The organism is Chryseobacterium lathyri (genome assembly GCF_003290185.1).
Taxonomy (GTDB): domain Bacteria; phylum Bacteroidota; class Bacteroidia; order Flavobacteriales; family Weeksellaceae; genus Chryseobacterium; species Chryseobacterium lathyri.
Map to the genome: position 1 here is coordinate 357077 of NZ_QNFY01000001.1, position 17099 is coordinate 374175.

At 38.6% G+C, this 17099-nt stretch carries 19 protein-coding genes; 11 read left to right on the top strand and 8 right to left on the bottom strand.

What is annotated here, in order from left to right:
• Positions 1-159 precede the first annotated feature (159 nt).
• Both DRF61_RS01620 and DRF61_RS01625 read left to right on the top strand, forming a co-directional pair.
• Positions 160-957 (top strand): AraC family transcriptional regulator, encoded by a 798-nt coding sequence (locus tag DRF61_RS01620; protein WP_111953368.1) that lies wholly within the window; start codon positions 160-162, stop codon positions 955-957.
• Positions 958-1014: 57 nt separating this feature from the next.
• The gene (locus DRF61_RS01625) at positions 1015-1971 is read left to right on the top strand and encodes a nitrilase family protein (protein ID WP_111953370.1); all 957 of its coding nucleotides are present in this window, start codon (positions 1015-1017) and stop codon (positions 1969-1971) included.
• 168 nt (positions 1972-2139) lie between these two features.
• On the opposite strand, the gene DRF61_RS01630 is transcribed toward DRF61_RS01625, so the two are convergent.
• The 4 genes from DRF61_RS01630 to DRF61_RS01645 form a co-directional block, all read right to left on the bottom strand.
• Positions 2140-2493 (bottom strand): rhodanese-like domain-containing protein, encoded by a 354-nt coding sequence (locus DRF61_RS01630; RefSeq protein WP_111953372.1) that lies wholly within the window; start codon positions 2491-2493, stop codon positions 2140-2142.
• Positions 2490-2792, bottom strand: a complete 303-nt coding sequence (locus DRF61_RS01635) for a DUF3817 domain-containing protein (RefSeq protein ID WP_111953374.1) — start codon at positions 2790-2792, stop codon at positions 2490-2492. Before DRF61_RS01635 ends, DRF61_RS01630 begins: the two co-directional genes overlap by 4 nt.
• Positions 2793-2794: 2 nt before the next feature.
• Positions 2795-3253 (bottom strand): hypothetical protein, encoded by a 459-nt coding sequence (locus DRF61_RS01640; protein WP_111953376.1) that lies wholly within the window; start codon positions 3251-3253, stop codon positions 2795-2797.
• Between the two features lie 68 nt (positions 3254-3321).
• Positions 3322-3912 (bottom strand): TetR/AcrR family transcriptional regulator, encoded by a 591-nt coding sequence (locus DRF61_RS01645; protein ID WP_111953378.1) that lies wholly within the window; start codon positions 3910-3912, stop codon positions 3322-3324.
• Positions 3913-4060: 148 nt separating this feature from the next.
• Between DRF61_RS01645 and DRF61_RS01650 the strand changes: the two genes are divergently transcribed.
• The 3 genes from DRF61_RS01650 to DRF61_RS01660 all read left to right on the top strand — a co-directional run bounded on the left by DRF61_RS01650 (position 4061) and on the right by DRF61_RS01660 (position 6486).
• Positions 4061-5281 carry an MFS transporter gene (locus DRF61_RS01650; RefSeq protein ID WP_111953380.1) on the top strand — a complete coding sequence of 407 codons (1221 nt, stop codon included), beginning with the start codon at positions 4061-4063 and terminating at the stop codon, positions 5279-5281.
• Between the two features lie 131 nt (positions 5282-5412).
• Positions 5413-5988: a Crp/Fnr family transcriptional regulator gene (locus DRF61_RS01655; protein WP_111953382.1), complete on the top strand. Its 576-nt coding sequence runs from the start codon at positions 5413-5415 to the stop codon at positions 5986-5988.
• Between the two features lie 75 nt (positions 5989-6063).
• Positions 6064-6486: a darcynin family protein gene (locus DRF61_RS01660; RefSeq protein WP_111953384.1), complete on the top strand. Its 423-nt coding sequence runs from the start codon at positions 6064-6066 to the stop codon at positions 6484-6486.
• Positions 6487-6569: 83 nt separating this feature from the next.
• Here DRF61_RS01660 and pdeM read toward each other — a convergent pair whose 3' ends face one another.
• The 4 genes from pdeM to DRF61_RS01680 form a co-directional block, all read right to left on the bottom strand.
• A complete protein-coding gene (gene pdeM / locus DRF61_RS01665) occupies positions 6570-7214 on the bottom strand; it encodes a ligase-associated DNA damage response endonuclease PdeM (protein WP_111953386.1) in 645 nt (214 codons plus the stop codon).
• A gap of 147 nt (positions 7215-7361) precedes the next feature.
• On the bottom strand, positions 7362-9809 hold the full coding sequence (locus DRF61_RS01670) for a ligase-associated DNA damage response DEXH box helicase (RefSeq protein WP_111953388.1): 2448 nt from the start codon (positions 9807-9809) through the stop codon (positions 7362-7364).
• Positions 9810-11390 carry an ATP-dependent DNA ligase gene (locus DRF61_RS01675; protein WP_111953390.1) on the bottom strand — a complete coding sequence of 527 codons (1581 nt, stop codon included), beginning with the start codon at positions 11388-11390 and terminating at the stop codon, positions 9810-9812.
• Positions 11387-12409 carry a ligase-associated DNA damage response exonuclease gene (locus DRF61_RS01680; protein ID WP_111953392.1) on the bottom strand — a complete coding sequence of 341 codons (1023 nt, stop codon included), beginning with the start codon at positions 12407-12409 and terminating at the stop codon, positions 11387-11389. Before DRF61_RS01680 ends, DRF61_RS01675 begins: the two co-directional genes overlap by 4 nt.
• Positions 12410-12585: 176 nt before the next feature.
• On the opposite strand from DRF61_RS01680, the gene DRF61_RS01685 reads away from it, so the two are divergent.
• The 6 genes from DRF61_RS01685 to DRF61_RS01710 all read left to right on the top strand — a co-directional run bounded on the left by DRF61_RS01685 (position 12586) and on the right by DRF61_RS01710 (position 17069).
• Positions 12586-13137 (top strand): TetR/AcrR family transcriptional regulator, encoded by a 552-nt coding sequence (locus DRF61_RS01685; RefSeq protein ID WP_111953394.1) that lies wholly within the window; start codon positions 12586-12588, stop codon positions 13135-13137.
• Between the two features lie 2 nt (positions 13138-13139).
• Positions 13140-13673 carry a DUF4442 domain-containing protein gene (locus DRF61_RS01690; RefSeq protein ID WP_111953396.1) on the top strand — a complete coding sequence of 178 codons (534 nt, stop codon included), beginning with the start codon at positions 13140-13142 and terminating at the stop codon, positions 13671-13673.
• Between the two features lie 284 nt (positions 13674-13957).
• Positions 13958-14749 carry an SDR family oxidoreductase gene (locus DRF61_RS01695; protein WP_111953398.1) on the top strand — a complete coding sequence of 264 codons (792 nt, stop codon included), beginning with the start codon at positions 13958-13960 and terminating at the stop codon, positions 14747-14749.
• 3 nt (positions 14750-14752) lie between these two features.
• On the top strand, positions 14753-15154 hold the full coding sequence (locus DRF61_RS01700; protein WP_111953400.1) for a GlcG/HbpS family heme-binding protein: 402 nt from the start codon (positions 14753-14755) through the stop codon (positions 15152-15154).
• An 18-nt stretch (positions 15155-15172) separates the two neighbouring features.
• The gene (locus DRF61_RS01705; protein ID WP_111953402.1) at positions 15173-15976 is read left to right on the top strand and encodes a helix-turn-helix domain-containing protein; all 804 of its coding nucleotides are present in this window, start codon (positions 15173-15175) and stop codon (positions 15974-15976) included.
• Positions 15977-16199: 223 nt separating this feature from the next.
• A complete protein-coding gene (locus tag DRF61_RS01710) occupies positions 16200-17069 on the top strand; it encodes an EamA family transporter (RefSeq protein WP_111953404.1) in 870 nt (289 codons plus the stop codon).
• Positions 17070-17099: the final 30 nt, after the last annotated feature.

A 17099-nucleotide genomic window follows, 5' to 3' on the forward strand; every position in this document is an offset into this window, starting at 1 on the left:
TTGAACTAAATTGATTTCCTCAGGAGCTGGAATCAATAATATTTATTTCATTAAATATTCAAATACCTGACCAAACACCACTTTTTTGTGGTAGTAACAGTTAAAAAAATTCTTTAAAAACATAAATCAAAGATGTTTTATTCTATGTAGCTTTGCATCATGCAGATCCAGCCATCCAAGCATTTATCATCATATATCCGGCATTATATCTTTTTAGAAAATGCAGGAAATGAGTGTAAACGGCTAAGGTTATTTACAGATGGCAGTACCGGGCTGATTATATCCGGCAGCCGGAATTTTTATGCAGCTGGTTCAAATGATCAGGTTCCTTCTTCATTTTTTTACGGACAGCCTGCAGGATATAAAGATTTTACAGCAGCAGGTTCATTTTCCATGATTGCAGTCGTTTTTCAGCCATATTTTTTTAATGTTCTTCTTAATCTTTCTGCAAAAGAGGTGAAAAACCAAATCATTTCAGCTGAAGATGCTTTAAAAAATGAATTGTTGTCTTTTCAGGAAGACCTTCTGTCCGGAACAGATCCCAGGTTTATCATTATTAAGCTTAATCATTTTTTTAGCAGATTCATGTCCGGAAAAATGAATTCCGATGATGAGCTGATCAGGGTTGTACAACAGTTTATGCTTAAAAACAAAGGTTCGGTATCTTCAAAAGAGCTGGAGTTGTTCACAGGGTATTCTGAGCGGCATCTTGAAAGGAAATTCGAAAATTATATGGGCATTACCCCGAAGAAATACGGAAATATCATCCGGCTTCATCATTTCATCAATCTTTTGAAGGAAAATGCAGGAAGTGAAAGTACGGCCTGTCTTTCTTATGATTCAGGCTACAGCGACCAGTCCCATCTGATTAAAGATTTTAAAAGCAATACAGGACTTACTCCCAATCAATATTTAAAAACAGAAAAGCTGGCAGTCAATTTTATCCAGTTACGCTGAAATGTCGGTTTTTTACAATCTCCTGATTATCCTGAATGATAGCTTTGCAGAAAAAAGATGGACAATCTCAAAATTTCTACTGCACAATTTGAAAATAAAAGCGGTGACAAAGCATATAATCTTTCAGTAATAGAAAAGCTATCGGCTGAAGCAGCGGCTAAGGGCTCACAGGTCATTGCCTTTCACGAATGTTCGGTTACCGGATACACTTTTGCCAGAAACCTTTCCAAAGAACAGCTTCTGGATATTGCAGAATTTATACCTGCAGGCGAAAGCATAACAAAATTACAGCAGATCGCTGCAGAGCATAACATCACAATATTGGCAGGGCTCTTCGAAAAAGATGAAAATGATCATATCTTCAAAGCTTATGTTTGCGTTGATAGAACAGGACTGAAAGCCAAATACAGAAAGCTTCATCCTTTTATTAATCCCCATCTTACACCCGGAAATGAATATTGTGTTTTTGATATTCACGGTTGGAAATGCGGCATCCTTATCTGCTATGATAATAATATCATCGAAAATGTAAGAGCTACAAAACTTTTGGGGGCAGATCTTATTTTCATGCCGCATGTTACCATGTGTACACCTTCTACCAGGCCGGGAGCAGGCTTCGTAGATCCGGAATTATGGAAGAACAGGGAATCTGATCCTACCTCGCTCCGCCTTGAATTTGATGGAATGAAAGGAAGAGACTGGCTGATGAAATGGCTGCCTGCAAGAGCTTATGATAACGGAATTTATGTAGTCTTCTCAAATCCTATTGGCATGGATGATGATCAGCTTAAAAATGGCTGCTCGATGATCATTGATCCTTTTGGGGATATTATTGCGGAATGCCGTTCGTTCGATGACAGTTCTGAAACCGTTACCATTTTCCCGGAAAAGCTGCATCAGGCCGGCGGAAGCAGATATATCAAGGCAAGAAGACCTGAGCTGTACAGGGATATCATTGGGATGCCCCATCATCCGGAGCAGAAAGTGGTGTGGATGAAGGATAATGCTATTTAATCTGACTTAAGGGGCTGGAAGTTGGAAGATATTTTGTCAAAGCTTTAAATTTTAACAAAGGCACTCCTCGAAATTACCTCAGGATAGTCTATTCAATAAAAAATTTAATGAAATAGAATCATAGCTGTTTTTAATCTCAATAACTTCCATCTTCCAGCTCCCAACTCCTTACTTTATCAATCCTTGAAGATCACTCCAGGCACCACCGTTATGCACATGCCTAAAACCTCTTTCCTTTAAGATCTTTTCAGCCTTTATACTCCGTAAGCCATGGGAACAGACTGTGATATAAGTTTTATCCCGGTTAAGTTCAGTATACCTTTCCCTGATAGTTCCCAAAGAAATATTAACAGAACCTTCAATATGACCCGTATTAAATTCTTTCTCTGTCCTCACGTCCAGAATAATGGCTCCTTTTTGGATTAATATATCAAGGCCTTTATCTAACGTCTGGTATCTGTACACCCTGTAAACGATATAGACCGTAAGAATAATTCCGCAAAAAATCAGCCCATTTTTCATAATTTGCTTAGGATTTTATAGTCAATATAAAAGGTTCCGAAAGGAATAAAGCACGCCAGAATTACTTTCCAGGTAGTCTCCCGGAATTTCCACTGCTGTTCTACACCAACGCTTAACGTATTAAACAGAAAAAGCAGGAACAGGCTTCCGTGAACTGGTCCCATTAGTTTCACAAAAGAAGGGTTTCCGAGCCAGTATTTCACAGGTACAGCAATGAATACGAGGATCAGCAGGGATATTCCTTCCAGAATGGCCAGAACTCGCAGGCGTCCGGTTTTTGTTTTTAATAAATGTATCATAATTATCTGAAATAAGGTCTGTTGGCAATAGGGGATAACGGCCACGGAATGGCAATAAATATAACTACCAGTGCAATTGTGAACCAGATGAGCATGGTTTTAAATTTTTCTCTGTCCGTAGGTTTCCGTTTGGCTAAAGCGGAACCGACGGTAATCAGAACAATAGCCGTAATCATAAGCAGGATGTGAATCATCCCGAAGAAAAGCAGGTCTAAGGATGCTTTGGCCTCACTGAAATTTTTCCAAAAGTATTTTACAATTGGACTTTTCGTATAGAGGATGATCCCGAAAATCAATTGAACATGAGCAATTGTAGCTGTCCAGTGCCTGACCAGATCTTCTTTTTTTGTAAATGTTTTATGATAAAAATAGCCCTTAAAGGAAATCCATATGGCATAAATAAGACTTAATAAAACCACCCAACGGAAGAGGGAATGTAGAAATTTAAGAGTCTGGTACATTTTGAATTTTTTATAACATGCCAAAGGTATACAAAAACATACTAATTAGTATGTTTTTTGATAAAAAATTATTGAAAGGATTTGAAATAAGTCTTAAGTCCTTTTAAATAAATAAGATACACTGATTTTGAATTTTCCAGTTTTCCTAAATTTCTTATTCCCCAATAGCCGGACATTACAAAAACAGCAATTTCTTTTGCATCGGTATCTGCTTTTACGGACCCATTTTTCTTACCTGTTTCAATACATTCTATGATTGCATTTTCCCAATGAGCAGAAAGTGTGTTCAATGCTTTTGTAAATTCTATATTCCATGGGGCCATTTCCTGTGTGAAATTAGATGCCGGGCAGCCGTATTCAACCTTTAAGAAATCGTTTTCCATTAAAATTCCGTACATCAGTTTGTAAATGCTTTCCAAAGGATGGTCACTGTTTTTCAGGGGTTCAATGAAAGTGCTTTTGAAATTACTGATCAGAAGTTCGTTAATAATAGCCAGTCCCATTTCATCTTTTGTTTTAAAATGGTAATAGAACGCCCCTTTTGTTACCTGGGTCGTTGCAATGATCTCATCAACGCTTGTGGTCTGATACCCTTTTACATAGATCAGTTCAAAGGCTTTCTGAAGAATATTCAATCGGGTGGCTTCTGATTTTTTCATTGGGATAAGCTGTCTTTACTGCAAAGGAACGGAAATTTTAAAAACCAAATCTATTATTATTATGATAATAAACTAGAATTTAAATAATTTTTATAATACAATTATTCATCGGAAATTTGCATAGTCAATTCAACAAAATTACAACGCAATGAATAATCAGAAAGAAATACAGATGAATATCAATTCTGCTGTGAAGAGCAAAGGACTTCCGGCAGCATTATGGGCATTAACCATAAGTGCATTTGGAATAGGAACTACAGAATTTGTAATTGTAGGGCTTCTTCCTACAGTGGCCGGAGATCTGGGAATCAGCATTCCATCAGCCGGGCTTCTGGTAAGCCTGTATGCTATCGGGGTAGCTATAGGAGCTCCGATACTGACGGCACTGACAGGGAAAATACCGCGCAAATCACTTTTAATCTCAATCATGATCCTTTTTGTTATAGGAAACGGACTGGCATCTATCGCCCCGGGATTTATTACTCTGGTCATGGCCAGAATCTTAACCGGGTTTGCACATGGCGTTTACTTTTCCATTGGTTCCACTATTGCAGCATCGCTGGTTCCGGAAGAAAAAAGGGCAACGGCTATTTCAATTATGTTTGCGGGACTTACCCTGGCTATTGTAACGGGAGTTCCCCTAGGGACTTTTATAGGGCAGCATTTCGGCTGGAGGGCTACTTTTATTGGTGTTTCTCTCCTTGGAATCATAGGGTTGCTGGCAAGCATGCTTTTGGTTCCCAAAAACCTTAAAAGTGATCAGACGGCTTCTTTAAAAAGCCTTCCCAAAGTATTCGGAAACAAACGTATGATCTTTGCATTTTTAATGACAGCAATGGGGTATGGAGGAACATTTGTTGTTTTCACGTATTTATCACCCATTCTACAGCAGATCACAGGATTCCAGGAGTCTACGGTTACTTTTATCCTGCTTATTTATGGAATTGCCATTGCTCTGGGAAATCTTTTAGGCGGAAAAACAGCGAATAAAAATCCTTTACAAGCACTTCTGTGGATGTTTGCAGCTCAGGGACTGGTATTATTTGCCTTTTATTTCACAGCTGGCGATCAGGTTTTAAGCATTATTACCTTATTTCTTCTGGGAGGCTTGTCTTTTGCCAGTGTGCCGGGACTTCAGCTTTTAGTAGTACAGATTGCAGAAAAAGAACTTCCGGGAACTGAAGATGTAGCATCAGGGATCAATATTGCCGCGTTCAATATAGGAATAGCAATAGGGTCGTATACCGGAGGAATTGTTGTAACATCTTCATTAGGCCTGGCAAGTACACCATGGATCGGAGCTTTATTCCTGTTGGCGACAGTAATTATTACGGTCTACAGTATCCGTTTAAGCAGAAATCAGAAATAATTCAGCTGTTTTATATATTTTCAGAGACTGTCCGGCATTGGGCAGTCTTTTTTTGATTAGTTTTTAAAAGTGTGTTATTTTTTGTCTGCGATTTTCATTCAAAACTGTACATTTGAGGTATTATTATCATTTTGAAAGATTTAAAGAAATATATTGATAGTATAAATCCAATTTCAGAGATTGGCTGGGATGCACTGTATTCTATATTTTCGGAAAAAGTACTTTTAAAAGGAGATTATTTTATAGAAGAAGGGCATATAGCCAACCAAATTGGTTTTTTGCAGGAAGGAATTATCAGAGCCTTCTATAGAACCGGTGAGGGAATTGATTACAATAAACATTTCTTTGTTTCCCCTTGCTTTATTGGTGGATATGCTTCCTTGATTACCGGAACAGTTAATCAAATTAATCAACAGGCTTTATCAAACTGTAAAATTTTAACTGCCAGTTTTTCAGACTTTACAGCTCTTTACAAGAAGCATCCTGACATAGAGCGAACGGCAAGAAAATTAGCTGAAATCTTTTTTGTACAGAAAGAACAAAGAGAAATTGAGATCGTATTACTGGATGCTGATAAACGTTATTTACTTTTTCAAAAGCAGTTTCCTCAATTGGAACAACAGATTCCACAGTATCATATAGCTTCATATTTGGGAATTACTCCCACACAATTGAGCAGAATCAGGAGAAAACTTACAGGTAGATAATTTCTTTACCTATGTAAATGGATTTCATCCGGGTAATATTGAAATTTGTAATTCAATATTAAATAATCCTTTAAAATGAAAACATTATTCTTTACATTACTAACCATCCTTATCGTTGGTACTTCCAATGCACAAACAAAGAATTCCATGAACAATACAAAACCTTACACTATTTTAGTATTGATGAATGCAACATCAAAATGGCTTTCGTTATCAAGAGATGAAAGAAGTATATTCTTTGAAAGTAACATAACTCCAATATTTAAAAAAGTTGGAAAAACTACAAAAGTTAAGCTGTATGACTCAGAATACTTCCATTCAAAAACTTCCGATTTTATGATGATTACCACCACCAATTTGGAAGACTATAAGTTATTAATGGAACTTTTAAGAGACAGTAAAATTTATGGCGAACCTTATTTTGATATTATCGACATCATTGTAGGACAGGAAAATCTATTTGAAGACTTCAACGAAAAATTTAAAAAAGAAAATTAATAGGAACCCAGCAATCCGCAAGAAATTTTGATTAAAATCTGCTTAGCAATAAAGCAGATTTTTTTTGTATTGATAGACTGAAATTATATTTCATGAATCTCAGAATCTGTAAAAACATAGAATTTTCCGCCTTTAGGAATATTTTTGGTATCCAGACCTGTAAATTCACTGAACGCAGGAAGCAACAGCTGATCTTTTGTCTGCACAAAACACGGCAACCTGATATTTTTTACCGCTGAATTCAGGACAACACCGGGATGAATATGCCCTGTGATCTGGAATTCAGAAAGGGTTTTATCAAAATCATGCACGAAAGTAAAGCCATCAATGGTAAGAGATTCGGATTTAAAATTCAAACACAATTTTTTTTCCAATTCCAATGACAAGCGATCATGATTCCCTTTAATAAGACAGAACTGAAGATCCGGATACTGGTTTCTCCAGCTGCAGAACTCATCTACATCAGAATTATCCCCTGCATGAAGCAGATCCCCAACTACGATAAATTTTTCCGGCTGAAAATATTCAATAAGAACAGAGAGCCTTTCCAAATCACTTTTCATGATATGATTGGCCAGAGCAATTCCGTTTTTCCGGAAATGAGCGGTTTTCCCAATATGAAGATCGGATAAAATTAAGGCTTTCTCTTTTTTCCAAAAGGCTGCACGCTGGTTGGTTAAGGTGAAAACTTCGCTGTTGAGGGTGATATTTTTAGTGGCAATATTCAATTTTTGTAGTATAGCTTTTTTATTTTATCTGTTTTAACTACCCCGTCTTTTTGCTTTGCAAAAATCCACCCCTTTAGGGAAGGGGAATGGGATCTAGGCAGGTCGGGCGGAACATTACTTCCAGTCTGAAAGCGGGAACTGAAATTCTCAACCTCTTTTCCTTGCCTGTTCCACCATCCTTTTGATCCTCGAATCCAGGCTTTCACTTGAAAGGGTCTGTCTGAGACTGTCTACTTTAATAGGGAAGCTCAGGGGTGTAAAGGTATGGGAATATTTTAAAATGATTTTTGATTTTTCTATTCTTTTAAATGCTTCCACCAGACGCGGTTCCTGAAGCTGCATATTGAAAACTTCGGTATAGGCCTGTCTGACAAGGAAATGATTGGGATCATAATCTTCAAGCACTTTAAAAATCAGGCCTGCAGAACTTTGAAGGGATTTGTTGGAGCGCTGCTTTCCTGCATAGTTCTGGATAACCATTCCTGAAATTACTGCAATATCCCGGAATTTTCTTTTTGCCATTTCTGCAGAATTGATACTGGCTATCACATCATTCATCAGATTTTCCCGGGTCAGTATTTTATCCAGATTGTCTTCGTTTAAGGGAATTTCCTTGTCACTGAACAGTTCAAAACCATAATCGTTCATGGCCATGGAAAAGGAAATAGGAGCCAGCTTTGAGACACGATAGGCAATCAGCGCAGCCATTACTTCATGTACGAGACGTCCTTCAAACGGATACATGAAAAGATGATAGCCTTCACGGTTTTTGATCAGCTCTACAAGAAATTCATCATCTTTAGGAATATGAGAGTTTTTTTCCTGGCTGGCTAATAACGGATGTAAAAATTTAAGCTCTTTTTCTGAAGCTTTCGGGTTTAAAGCATGGGAAAGTTTTTCTCTTAAAAAATGCCCTAAATTTGAACTTAACGGAAGCCTTCCGCCCAGATAGCTTGGAGCCATTGCTTTTCCTTTTGCGGCCCGCACATATACGGTCATATCCTTGATCATGGCTACTTCAAGCGTTCGTCCGGCCAGAATGAATTTTTCTTCTTTTTTTAATTTTGAGATAAAATATTCTTCCACCATTCCGATATAGCCTCCGGAGATAAATTTTACCTTCAGCATGGCATCACTCACGATAACACCCATGTTCATACGGTGAAGCATGGCAATTTTCCTGGAGGTTACTTTATAAAGACCGTCTTCCATGATGACGATCTTATGGAACTCTTCATAGCTTTTTAAAACACTTCCGCCAATGGTAAGGAAATCAAGAATACTTTTCCATTCTTCATCGGTCATTTCCTGAAAAGCGAATACTTTTTTAATCCTTTCGAATGTTTCTTCAGGGTAAAATCCGTCTCCCACAGCTAAGGTCATCAGAAACTGTACAAGCACATCAAAGCATAAAACCTGGGGTTCCCGGGGCTCTATCACTTTCTGTTTTACTGCTTCCTTGAGTGCTGCCACCTCGATCAGCTCAAGAGAATGAGTGGGGACGCAGTAGATTTTAGAGGTTTCAAAAGGGGAGTGCCCGCTTCGTCCTGCGCGCTGAAGAAATCTGGCAACTCCTTTTGCCGAACCGATCTGAATAACGGTGTCTACAGGCTTAAAATCGATTCCGAGATCCAACGAGGAAGTCGATACTACGGCTTTAAGTTTTCCGGCACTTAAATTTTCTTCGATCCAGATCCGGAGATGAGCATCGATAGAACTGTGATGAATGGCAATCTGGCCTGCAAAATCAGGATAAGCATCCAGCAAAAGCTGATACCACATTTCACTCTGGCTCCGTGTATTGGTAAAAACAATGGTAGATTTTGAATCCAGAATAATGGGAACAATTTTATCGGCTAATTTAGCACCCAAATGTCCTGCCCATGGAAGAATGTCAAGCTCATCAGGAATAACCGGAAGAATATCTATTTTTTTATGTTCTCTGGCCGTTATTTTTGTTTTTTTAATATCGTAAGGAATTAAGACATCCATTGCTTCATCCAAGTTTCCAATGGTTGCGGTGATGCCCCAAATTTTCATTTTCGGGACGTATTTTCTCAATTGTGAAATAGCCAGTTCAACCATAACCCCACGTTTCGAGCCCAGCAATTCATGCCATTCATCAACTGCGACGCATTTCAGATTCTGAAAGAAACGGTTATGATTTTTCTGTCCTAAAAGCAAGTGCAGACTTTCGGGAGTAACGACCAGAATTTCAGGCATATTACGGACCTGCTGCTGTCTGACTTTAGGGTCTGTGTCCCCGTTTCGTACGCCAACTGTCCAGTCGAGGCCAATTTCATCCATGGCTTCCTGCATCGCTTTGGCAATATCTTTGGACAGGGAGCGTAGGGGAGTGATCCAGATCATTTTCAGTCCTTTCTTATAGTTTTCAGGATGATGCATGAAATCTGAAATCAAAGCCAGGAAAACAGAAAATGTTTTTCCAAATCCGGTTGGTGCAACGACCATTCCACTGTATCCGTTCCCGAATTTCTGCCATGTATCTACCTGGAATTTAAAAGGGGAAATACCTTTATCAGCCATCCATTGCTGAATGACCCTGAACCCGTCTGTATTTTCAAATGCTTTCAATTATTGGATCAGTTTTTTTATTTCTTCCAGTTCATCTATTTCCTCCACGGTTTTATCTTTCCGCCACCTTACAATTCTTGGAAACCTTAAGGCAACACCGCTTTTATGCCTGCTGCTGAATCCTATACCTTCAAAGGCGATTTCAAAGACCAGCTCAGCTTTTACTGTACGGACAGGCCCGAACTTTTCTATGGCGTTCTTATTAACAAACTTACTGACTTCCATGATTTCTTTATCGGTAAGTCCGGAATAGGCTTTTGCAATGGTGACAAGAGCATCGCCGTTTTTTACTGCAAATGTATAGTCTGTGTAATAGGCACTCCGTCTTCCGCTGCCTTTTTGGGCGTAAATTAAAACAGCATCAATCGTCAGCGGACTTACTTTCCACTTCCACCAGTCACCTTTCTTCCTGCCGGCATGGTAAGGGGAGTTTCTTTGTTTCAGCATTAAACCTTCGCTGTTGATGTCTCTTGATGCTTCCCTTATTGTATTGAGATCGTCCCATTTTTCAAAGCCAATGACCTGGGAAAGCTTAATATTTTGAGGGGTTTCGTTCAGCAGTAATTCTTCGAGCATTGCCCGTCTGGCTGCCATTGATTTTTCACGGAGATCGGTTCCCTCAAGCTCCAGTAAGTCATAAACAAAAACTTCAATAGGAATATCTGCCAGCATTTTTTTGGTTAAAGTTTTCCTGTTTAATCTTTTTTGTAATTCATTAAAATTTAAAACATTAGAATCCTTTACCGCAAGTATTTCTCCATCTAAAACAAAATTACCTTTCATGGCCTGTACGGTATCTTTTATTTCCGGAAACTGGTCTGTGACAAGTTCTTCACCCCTTGACCATATAAAGACTTCATCATTTCTCCTGATAATCTGTCCACGGATTCCGTCCCATTTGTATTCTGTCTGCCAGTCTTCAGGATCTCCCAATTCTTCAAGCTCTTTTTCCAGCGGATAAGCCAGGCAGAAAGGATAGGGTTTTGAATTATCAGGATTAACATTTTCTGCCGAAATCAGTTCCTGAAATGTAACTTCACCGGGTACCCATTTACCCATCAGGCTGTGCATAAGAGTGCTGGATTCCTGGGAAGAAAATCTGGTCAACGCATTGATGAGTGTTTTATCCGAAACACCGATTCTAAAGCTTCCGCCCAGTAACTTATTAAAGATTAAGCGTTCTGTATAATCCAGTCCGTTCCATGATTTTAATACAAATTCTTTTTTTTCAGCGTCTGATTTATCTTTTAAATGAACAATATCCAGCATCCATTGGGATAAGGTACGGTCGATTTTTTCGGCTGGTGGGGGAAGGATGAGAGAAAGTGTTTCTCCCAGGTCTCCCACTGAAGAATAGCTTTCCTGAAACAGCCAGAACGGCAGCTGTGTGATCTCCAGGGCCCATTCTTTCATATAATTGGTATTGACATTTCTCTTAGGCCTTTTTCCTGTAAAGAGAGCAATAAACCATACTTTATCCTCATCCGGAGCCCGTTCCAGATAATCGATGATGGCGTTTATTTTCGCATTGGTCTTATTGGTAGTTTCCAAGGCATTGATCAAATCTGCAAAATGTTTCATGGCCCGGGGTTTTCAATGATTTCTTTTTCAGATTCTTCTTCATCTTCTCCAAACTGGGTTTGTACAACATCTGACTTGATATTAATTTCCTTTAAATATTTCGAAAAAACTTCGGTCTGTCCATGGGTGACGTGTACAATTTCAGCTTCCGTAGCTTTCACGGCCTGCAAAAGCCCTTTCCAGTCGGCATGATCACTCATGGCAAATCCTGCATCGGCACTTCGCCATCTTCTGGCACCACGGACCTGCATCCAGCCGGAACAGATTGCTGTGGCTGCATCCGGTATTTTTTTAATAATATTGCTGTCAAGCAATGCTGGGGGAACAATAACAATTTCATGCTGAACTTCTTTAGCATTCTCTCTGAAATCAGCGACTGTATAATCCGGAAGATTAATTCCGACAGATTCAAAGGCTTCATTGAGTTTTCCGATGGAATAGTGAACATAAATTTTTCCCAAACCCTCCACCGCTTTCATAATACGCTGTGCTTTTCCTAAAGAATACCCTATAAATACGGATGTTTTTGCATTTTCCTGGTTTTTGAGGACCCAGGTCTGAAGTTTTTTATTGAGATCAGGGACCTCCAGCCAGTTGTAAATGGGCAATCCAAAAGTACTTTCAGTTACAAATTCATTGCATTTCACCAGCTCAAACGGGGTACTCAAACCGTCTTCCTGTACTTTATAATCTCCGGAAATAACGGTAACATATCCTTTGTATTCCAATCTGATCTGGGCTGAGCCAATGATATGTCCGGCAGGATGCAGCGAAACTTTTACTCCATTCAGGGTTATGGTTTCACCGTATTCAACACCCTGGCATTCGATATCAAGGCCGATTCTCTGGTAAAGAATTGGTTTTGTATAATGATGGCAAAGGTATTTCTTCATTCCCCAACGGGCATGGTCGGCATGTCCGTGTGTGATGACCGCCAGGTCTACAGGTCTCCAGGGATCAATATAAAATTTACCCTGAGGGCAGTAAATGCCTTTTTTTGTAAATGTTATTAGCTTCAATGGAAAATATTTTGATTTTCTATAAAACGTTCTGTATTTATAGAAGTTTGGTTATGTTTTAGCCTTCAAAAATCTAACCAATCCTGCATTTTGTATGAAAATATTAAAGAGTTTGAAATTAAAACTTTAAAATCAATTTTATTTTGTATTTTTATCTACCTACTAATAGATAGATAATGAATACGAAAGATAAGATTATTGAAATAGGAAATAAACTGCTCACTGAAAGAGGCTATAATGCCTTTAGCTATGCTGATATAGCAAAAAGTATTAATATAAAAACATCTTCTATACACTACCATTTCCCATCCAAAGCAGAGCTTTGCCTGGCCATTATTGAGTTGCACCGGCAACGGATCCTGAGTCTTAAAAATTCCCAGAACACATTCTCAGCAACGGAAAAACTGCAAAAACTTTTTAATTATTACCTTTTTCTAATTGATAAGCAGCAAATCTGCCTGACCGGTACTTTAGCCTCTGATTATAATTCACTGGATGAAAAAATCACAGAGAAACTAAAAGACTTCAACGAGACCATTCTTTCCCATACAACAGCAATTCTGGAATCAGGAATTGAAAAAAAAGAATTCCGTATGATTAAGAACTGCCGGTTAAAGGCTTTGGAACTTTTATCTCTGTTAGTTGGGCTGGCACAGGTAGGAAGATTATATGCGAAAGAAGATATTCAACTTTTAATGGATGAAATTATTAATAATCTAAAACTTTAAAAATGAGTTTTTACCAAAATGTAAGCAAATACGGAGCAAAGATTATCGGACTGCCGAAGCTCTTTAAATGGGCCTTCAATGTATCTCCTATGTACCGCAGAAGCACTGCCAGAATACAGTCTGTATCCGAAGATTTATCAAAGATCTGCATAAAACTTCCTATCAGTTATAAGAACAAAAATTATATGGGAACCATTTTTGGAGGCAGCATGTTTTCTTCAGTAGATCCCATCCCAATGGTACAGCTGATATATCTTACCAACCACCAATACGTTATTTGGGATAAATCTGCAGAAATCTATTTCAAGCGCCCTGCCAATAATGACCTTTATGCGGAGTTTATTTACACAAAAGAGGAATTGGATGAAATAAAAGAACGGATAAAAACCGAAAATGAAATTGTCATTGTAAAAACAACACAACTTACAGATAAAAATAAAGAAACCCTTTACTGTGAGATAAAGAAAACAATCTACATTGCTGATAAAAATTTTTATAAACAGAAACGGGAATTAAAAAAGCAGAAACCTGAATAACACACCCGCCTTCAAATACCATTCATAAATTACACAAACATTAAGGCAAAAGTGCTCTGTATTCCTTACGGTCATTGACAAAAGTTAATGATCATCTCCCCACAAGTTTAAACTCTCTTGTTGCTCTTGCATTTTTAAGTGATTTAAATACTGTTCAGTTTGAAATGATCAGTATAAATCTGTTTTTTATATAGAGCTTTCCAGCAATAAAACATTGAACTTTTCAGCAATAAATATCTTACTGAAATCTATGAACTTTGTCCTGTAACAATAAAGAAAACAAAATGAGCAAAACAATTTTAATTACAGGCGCAGCAAGCGGTTTCGGAAAAATAGCCGCATTTGATCTGGCTAAAAAAGGCCACAAGGTTATTGCAACAGCACAAGTGTATCCACAGATGAGTGATTTAATCAGGGAAGCAGCCGAACAGGGAATCGAACTTACGGTTGATAAACTGGATGTAACGAATTCACAGGACATCAATTATATCCTTAAAAAATATGATATTGATATTCTGATCAGCAATGCCGGTATTATGGAAGGAGGCCCTATTGCCGAGCAGCCACTGGAGCTTATCCGTTCTATGTTCGATGTGAATGTTTTTGGCGGATTGCAACTGGCACAAGGCTTTGTTAAAAAATTCATTGAACAAAAGAAGCCAGGCAAGATTGTATTCACAACTTCAATGGGAGGACTATGGACGGTTCCATATGTAGCAGCTTATTGTGCTTCAAAGCATGCTATGGAAGCTATTGCTGAGGGATTAAAAACCGAACTGGCTCCGTTCAATATCAAGATCGCAACCTGTAACCCGGGCGTTTTTGGAACAGGGTTTAATGACAGGGGAGTAGACTCTATTTTCCGATGGTATAATCCTGAAGTGAATTTTACTCCAGAATCTGCTTTTGACGGGGCGGCCGATTCGCTTGCCCATCAGCTGGATCCGCAGTCTATGGCAGAGGTGATTGTGAATGTAGCGCTGGATGACCATTCTAATTTCAGGAATGTACACCCTAAAGAAACGGAAGATTTTGTAAAACAATTACAGGCCGATGCATGGACTGCAAAAAGTTAAACAATGAGTATAACGTATAACCAGGCTGCAAAAGCGCTTCAGGCAGCCACAGAAAAAGCAAAATCCATCAATATTTCTGTAAGTATTGCCGTTGTGGATGCAGGAGGACATCTTGTAACCATGGCAAGACTGGACAGTGTTTACGGTGTTATCGATTTTGCAGTTAAGAAAGCGAAAACTGCAGTAATGTTCGGTGTCGACAGTGATGTAATGGGAACAATCATTGCGGGAGCAGACATTCATGGATACGGCATGCTGAATTCCAATGACGGGCTTCTTACCATTGCTGGCGGAGTAGTGATCAAAGATGCTGAGGGAAAAATCATAGGTGCAATAGCGTCTTCCGGGGGAACTCCTGAACAGGATAAAGAGATTGCAGAGGCAGGTGCTGCTGTTATGGCTTAAATTTCAGATATTTGTAGTATGGAGAAAACTTCGGAAATCATATTCGATAAACTGGTATATTCCTGTGCTTTTGAAATGTACAGGGGGCACGAGGAATTTATTCCCGATCATTTTCTGGGCTATCAGCTGTCCGGTGAAACCCATGCTTTTCATGACAAAGGCAAAACTGTTATAAAGGAGAATACAGTAGTGCTTGTCAGAAAAAATCAACTGATCCGAACGGTAAAACATCCTTCAAAGAATAAAAAGTATCAGTTTCTGTCCATAACTCTCGACCAGGAAACGCTCCGGCAGTATGCAGCAGAATATAAAATGATCCCATCCGAAAGATTTCCAGATAATGAAAGGCTTTTTTTTGAGTCTGATGAATTTTTCAGCGGATATTTTACTTCACTGCTTCCGTATATTGACAAAACAAAAACAGCCACTTCCAGACTGGCGGTTTTAAAGGTTAAAGAGGCAATTGAGCTGATTCTGCAGGCTAATCCTGATTTTAAAAACCTGCTTTTTGATTTTTCAGAACCGCATAAGATCGATCTTAAGGAGTTTATGAATAAGAATTTCAAATTCAATGTGCCGGTGGAAACGTTTGCAAGGCTTACAGGCCGCAGCCTTTCGGGGTTTAAGCGTGATTTCAATAAAGCTTTCAACATGACGCCTAAACAATGGCTTAAAGAAAAAAGACTGGAAGAAGCATATTACCAGATCCGGCATAGGAATAAAAAGCCATCTGATATTTATCTCGAACTGGGATTTGAAAATCTGTCCCATTTCTATTATTCTTTTAAACAAAAGTTTGGTTTAACGACCAGCAAGGTTTAATAAAAACACATATCTATAAAAAAGGAGCAGCTTACCGTTGCTCCTTTTATTTGTTAATATGCTTAAAATTATAACCTATAATTGCAAGTGTCCGGAAAAGCAAAGTTTTAATATATTTGGGGTGGCTATCTTAGATGATAAATCCGGATTATAACTTAAAGAATAAAATTCGTTTAACTCTGAAATTCATTTTATAGGTTGTTTACGAATATTAAATTTAGAAATGAAAAATTCAAACCTGGCAATTTCAGCAACACTTTTAGCGATTATCTGTGTACAGGGAGGTGCTTCCATTGCTAAACAGCTCTTTCCTCTGATAGGCCCTATTGGGACTGTTAGTTTGAGGATCGGACTTTCTGCTGTGTTGCTCATTTTGATTAACCGTCCGAAATTTTTGCAGTTCACCGCACAAAAATGGAAGTACTGTGCAATGTATGGGATTGGTCTGGCAGCGATGAATCTCGTTTTCTACATGGCTATTCAAAGGATCCCGTTGGGGCTGGCGGTTACGGTAGAATTTGCAGGGCCTTTATTTTTGGCCATTGCTTTATCCCGGAAATTGCTGGACGTAGTATGGGCATTGCTGGCCTGTATTGGGATATTACTCATTGTTCCGTGGCAAAGCGATCATGTTGATCTGGTTGGAATTGGATTGGCTTTTCTTGCAGGAATGTTTTGGGCGGTATACATCGTCATGGGTGGAAAAGTGGCTAAAATTATGGATGGAAAAGATGCGGTTACCACCGGAATGGTATTTGCAAGTCTGGTTATCATCCCTTTTACCATATGGGACGGAGCTGTATTCAATCTTACGCCTTCTATTTTTGTAAAAGGTTTAGGAGTGGCTATTTTGTCTAGTGCGTTGCCATTTTCACTGGAAATAATGGCATTGAAAAGACTTCCCGCAAAGACCTTCAGTATTCTGATGAGCCTGGAACCTGCATTTGCAGCTCTTTCGGGTTGGGTATTTCTGGTAGAAGAACTGAGTTTTTTACAATGGATTTCAATCAGTTGCGTCATTGTGGCCAGTATAGGAACAACTGTTTTCAGTAAAGCGACGGCTCAGAATGAAATTGTTCAAAGCAAAGAATAAGCTTCTGCATAAAAAAGGTGTATCATTGTA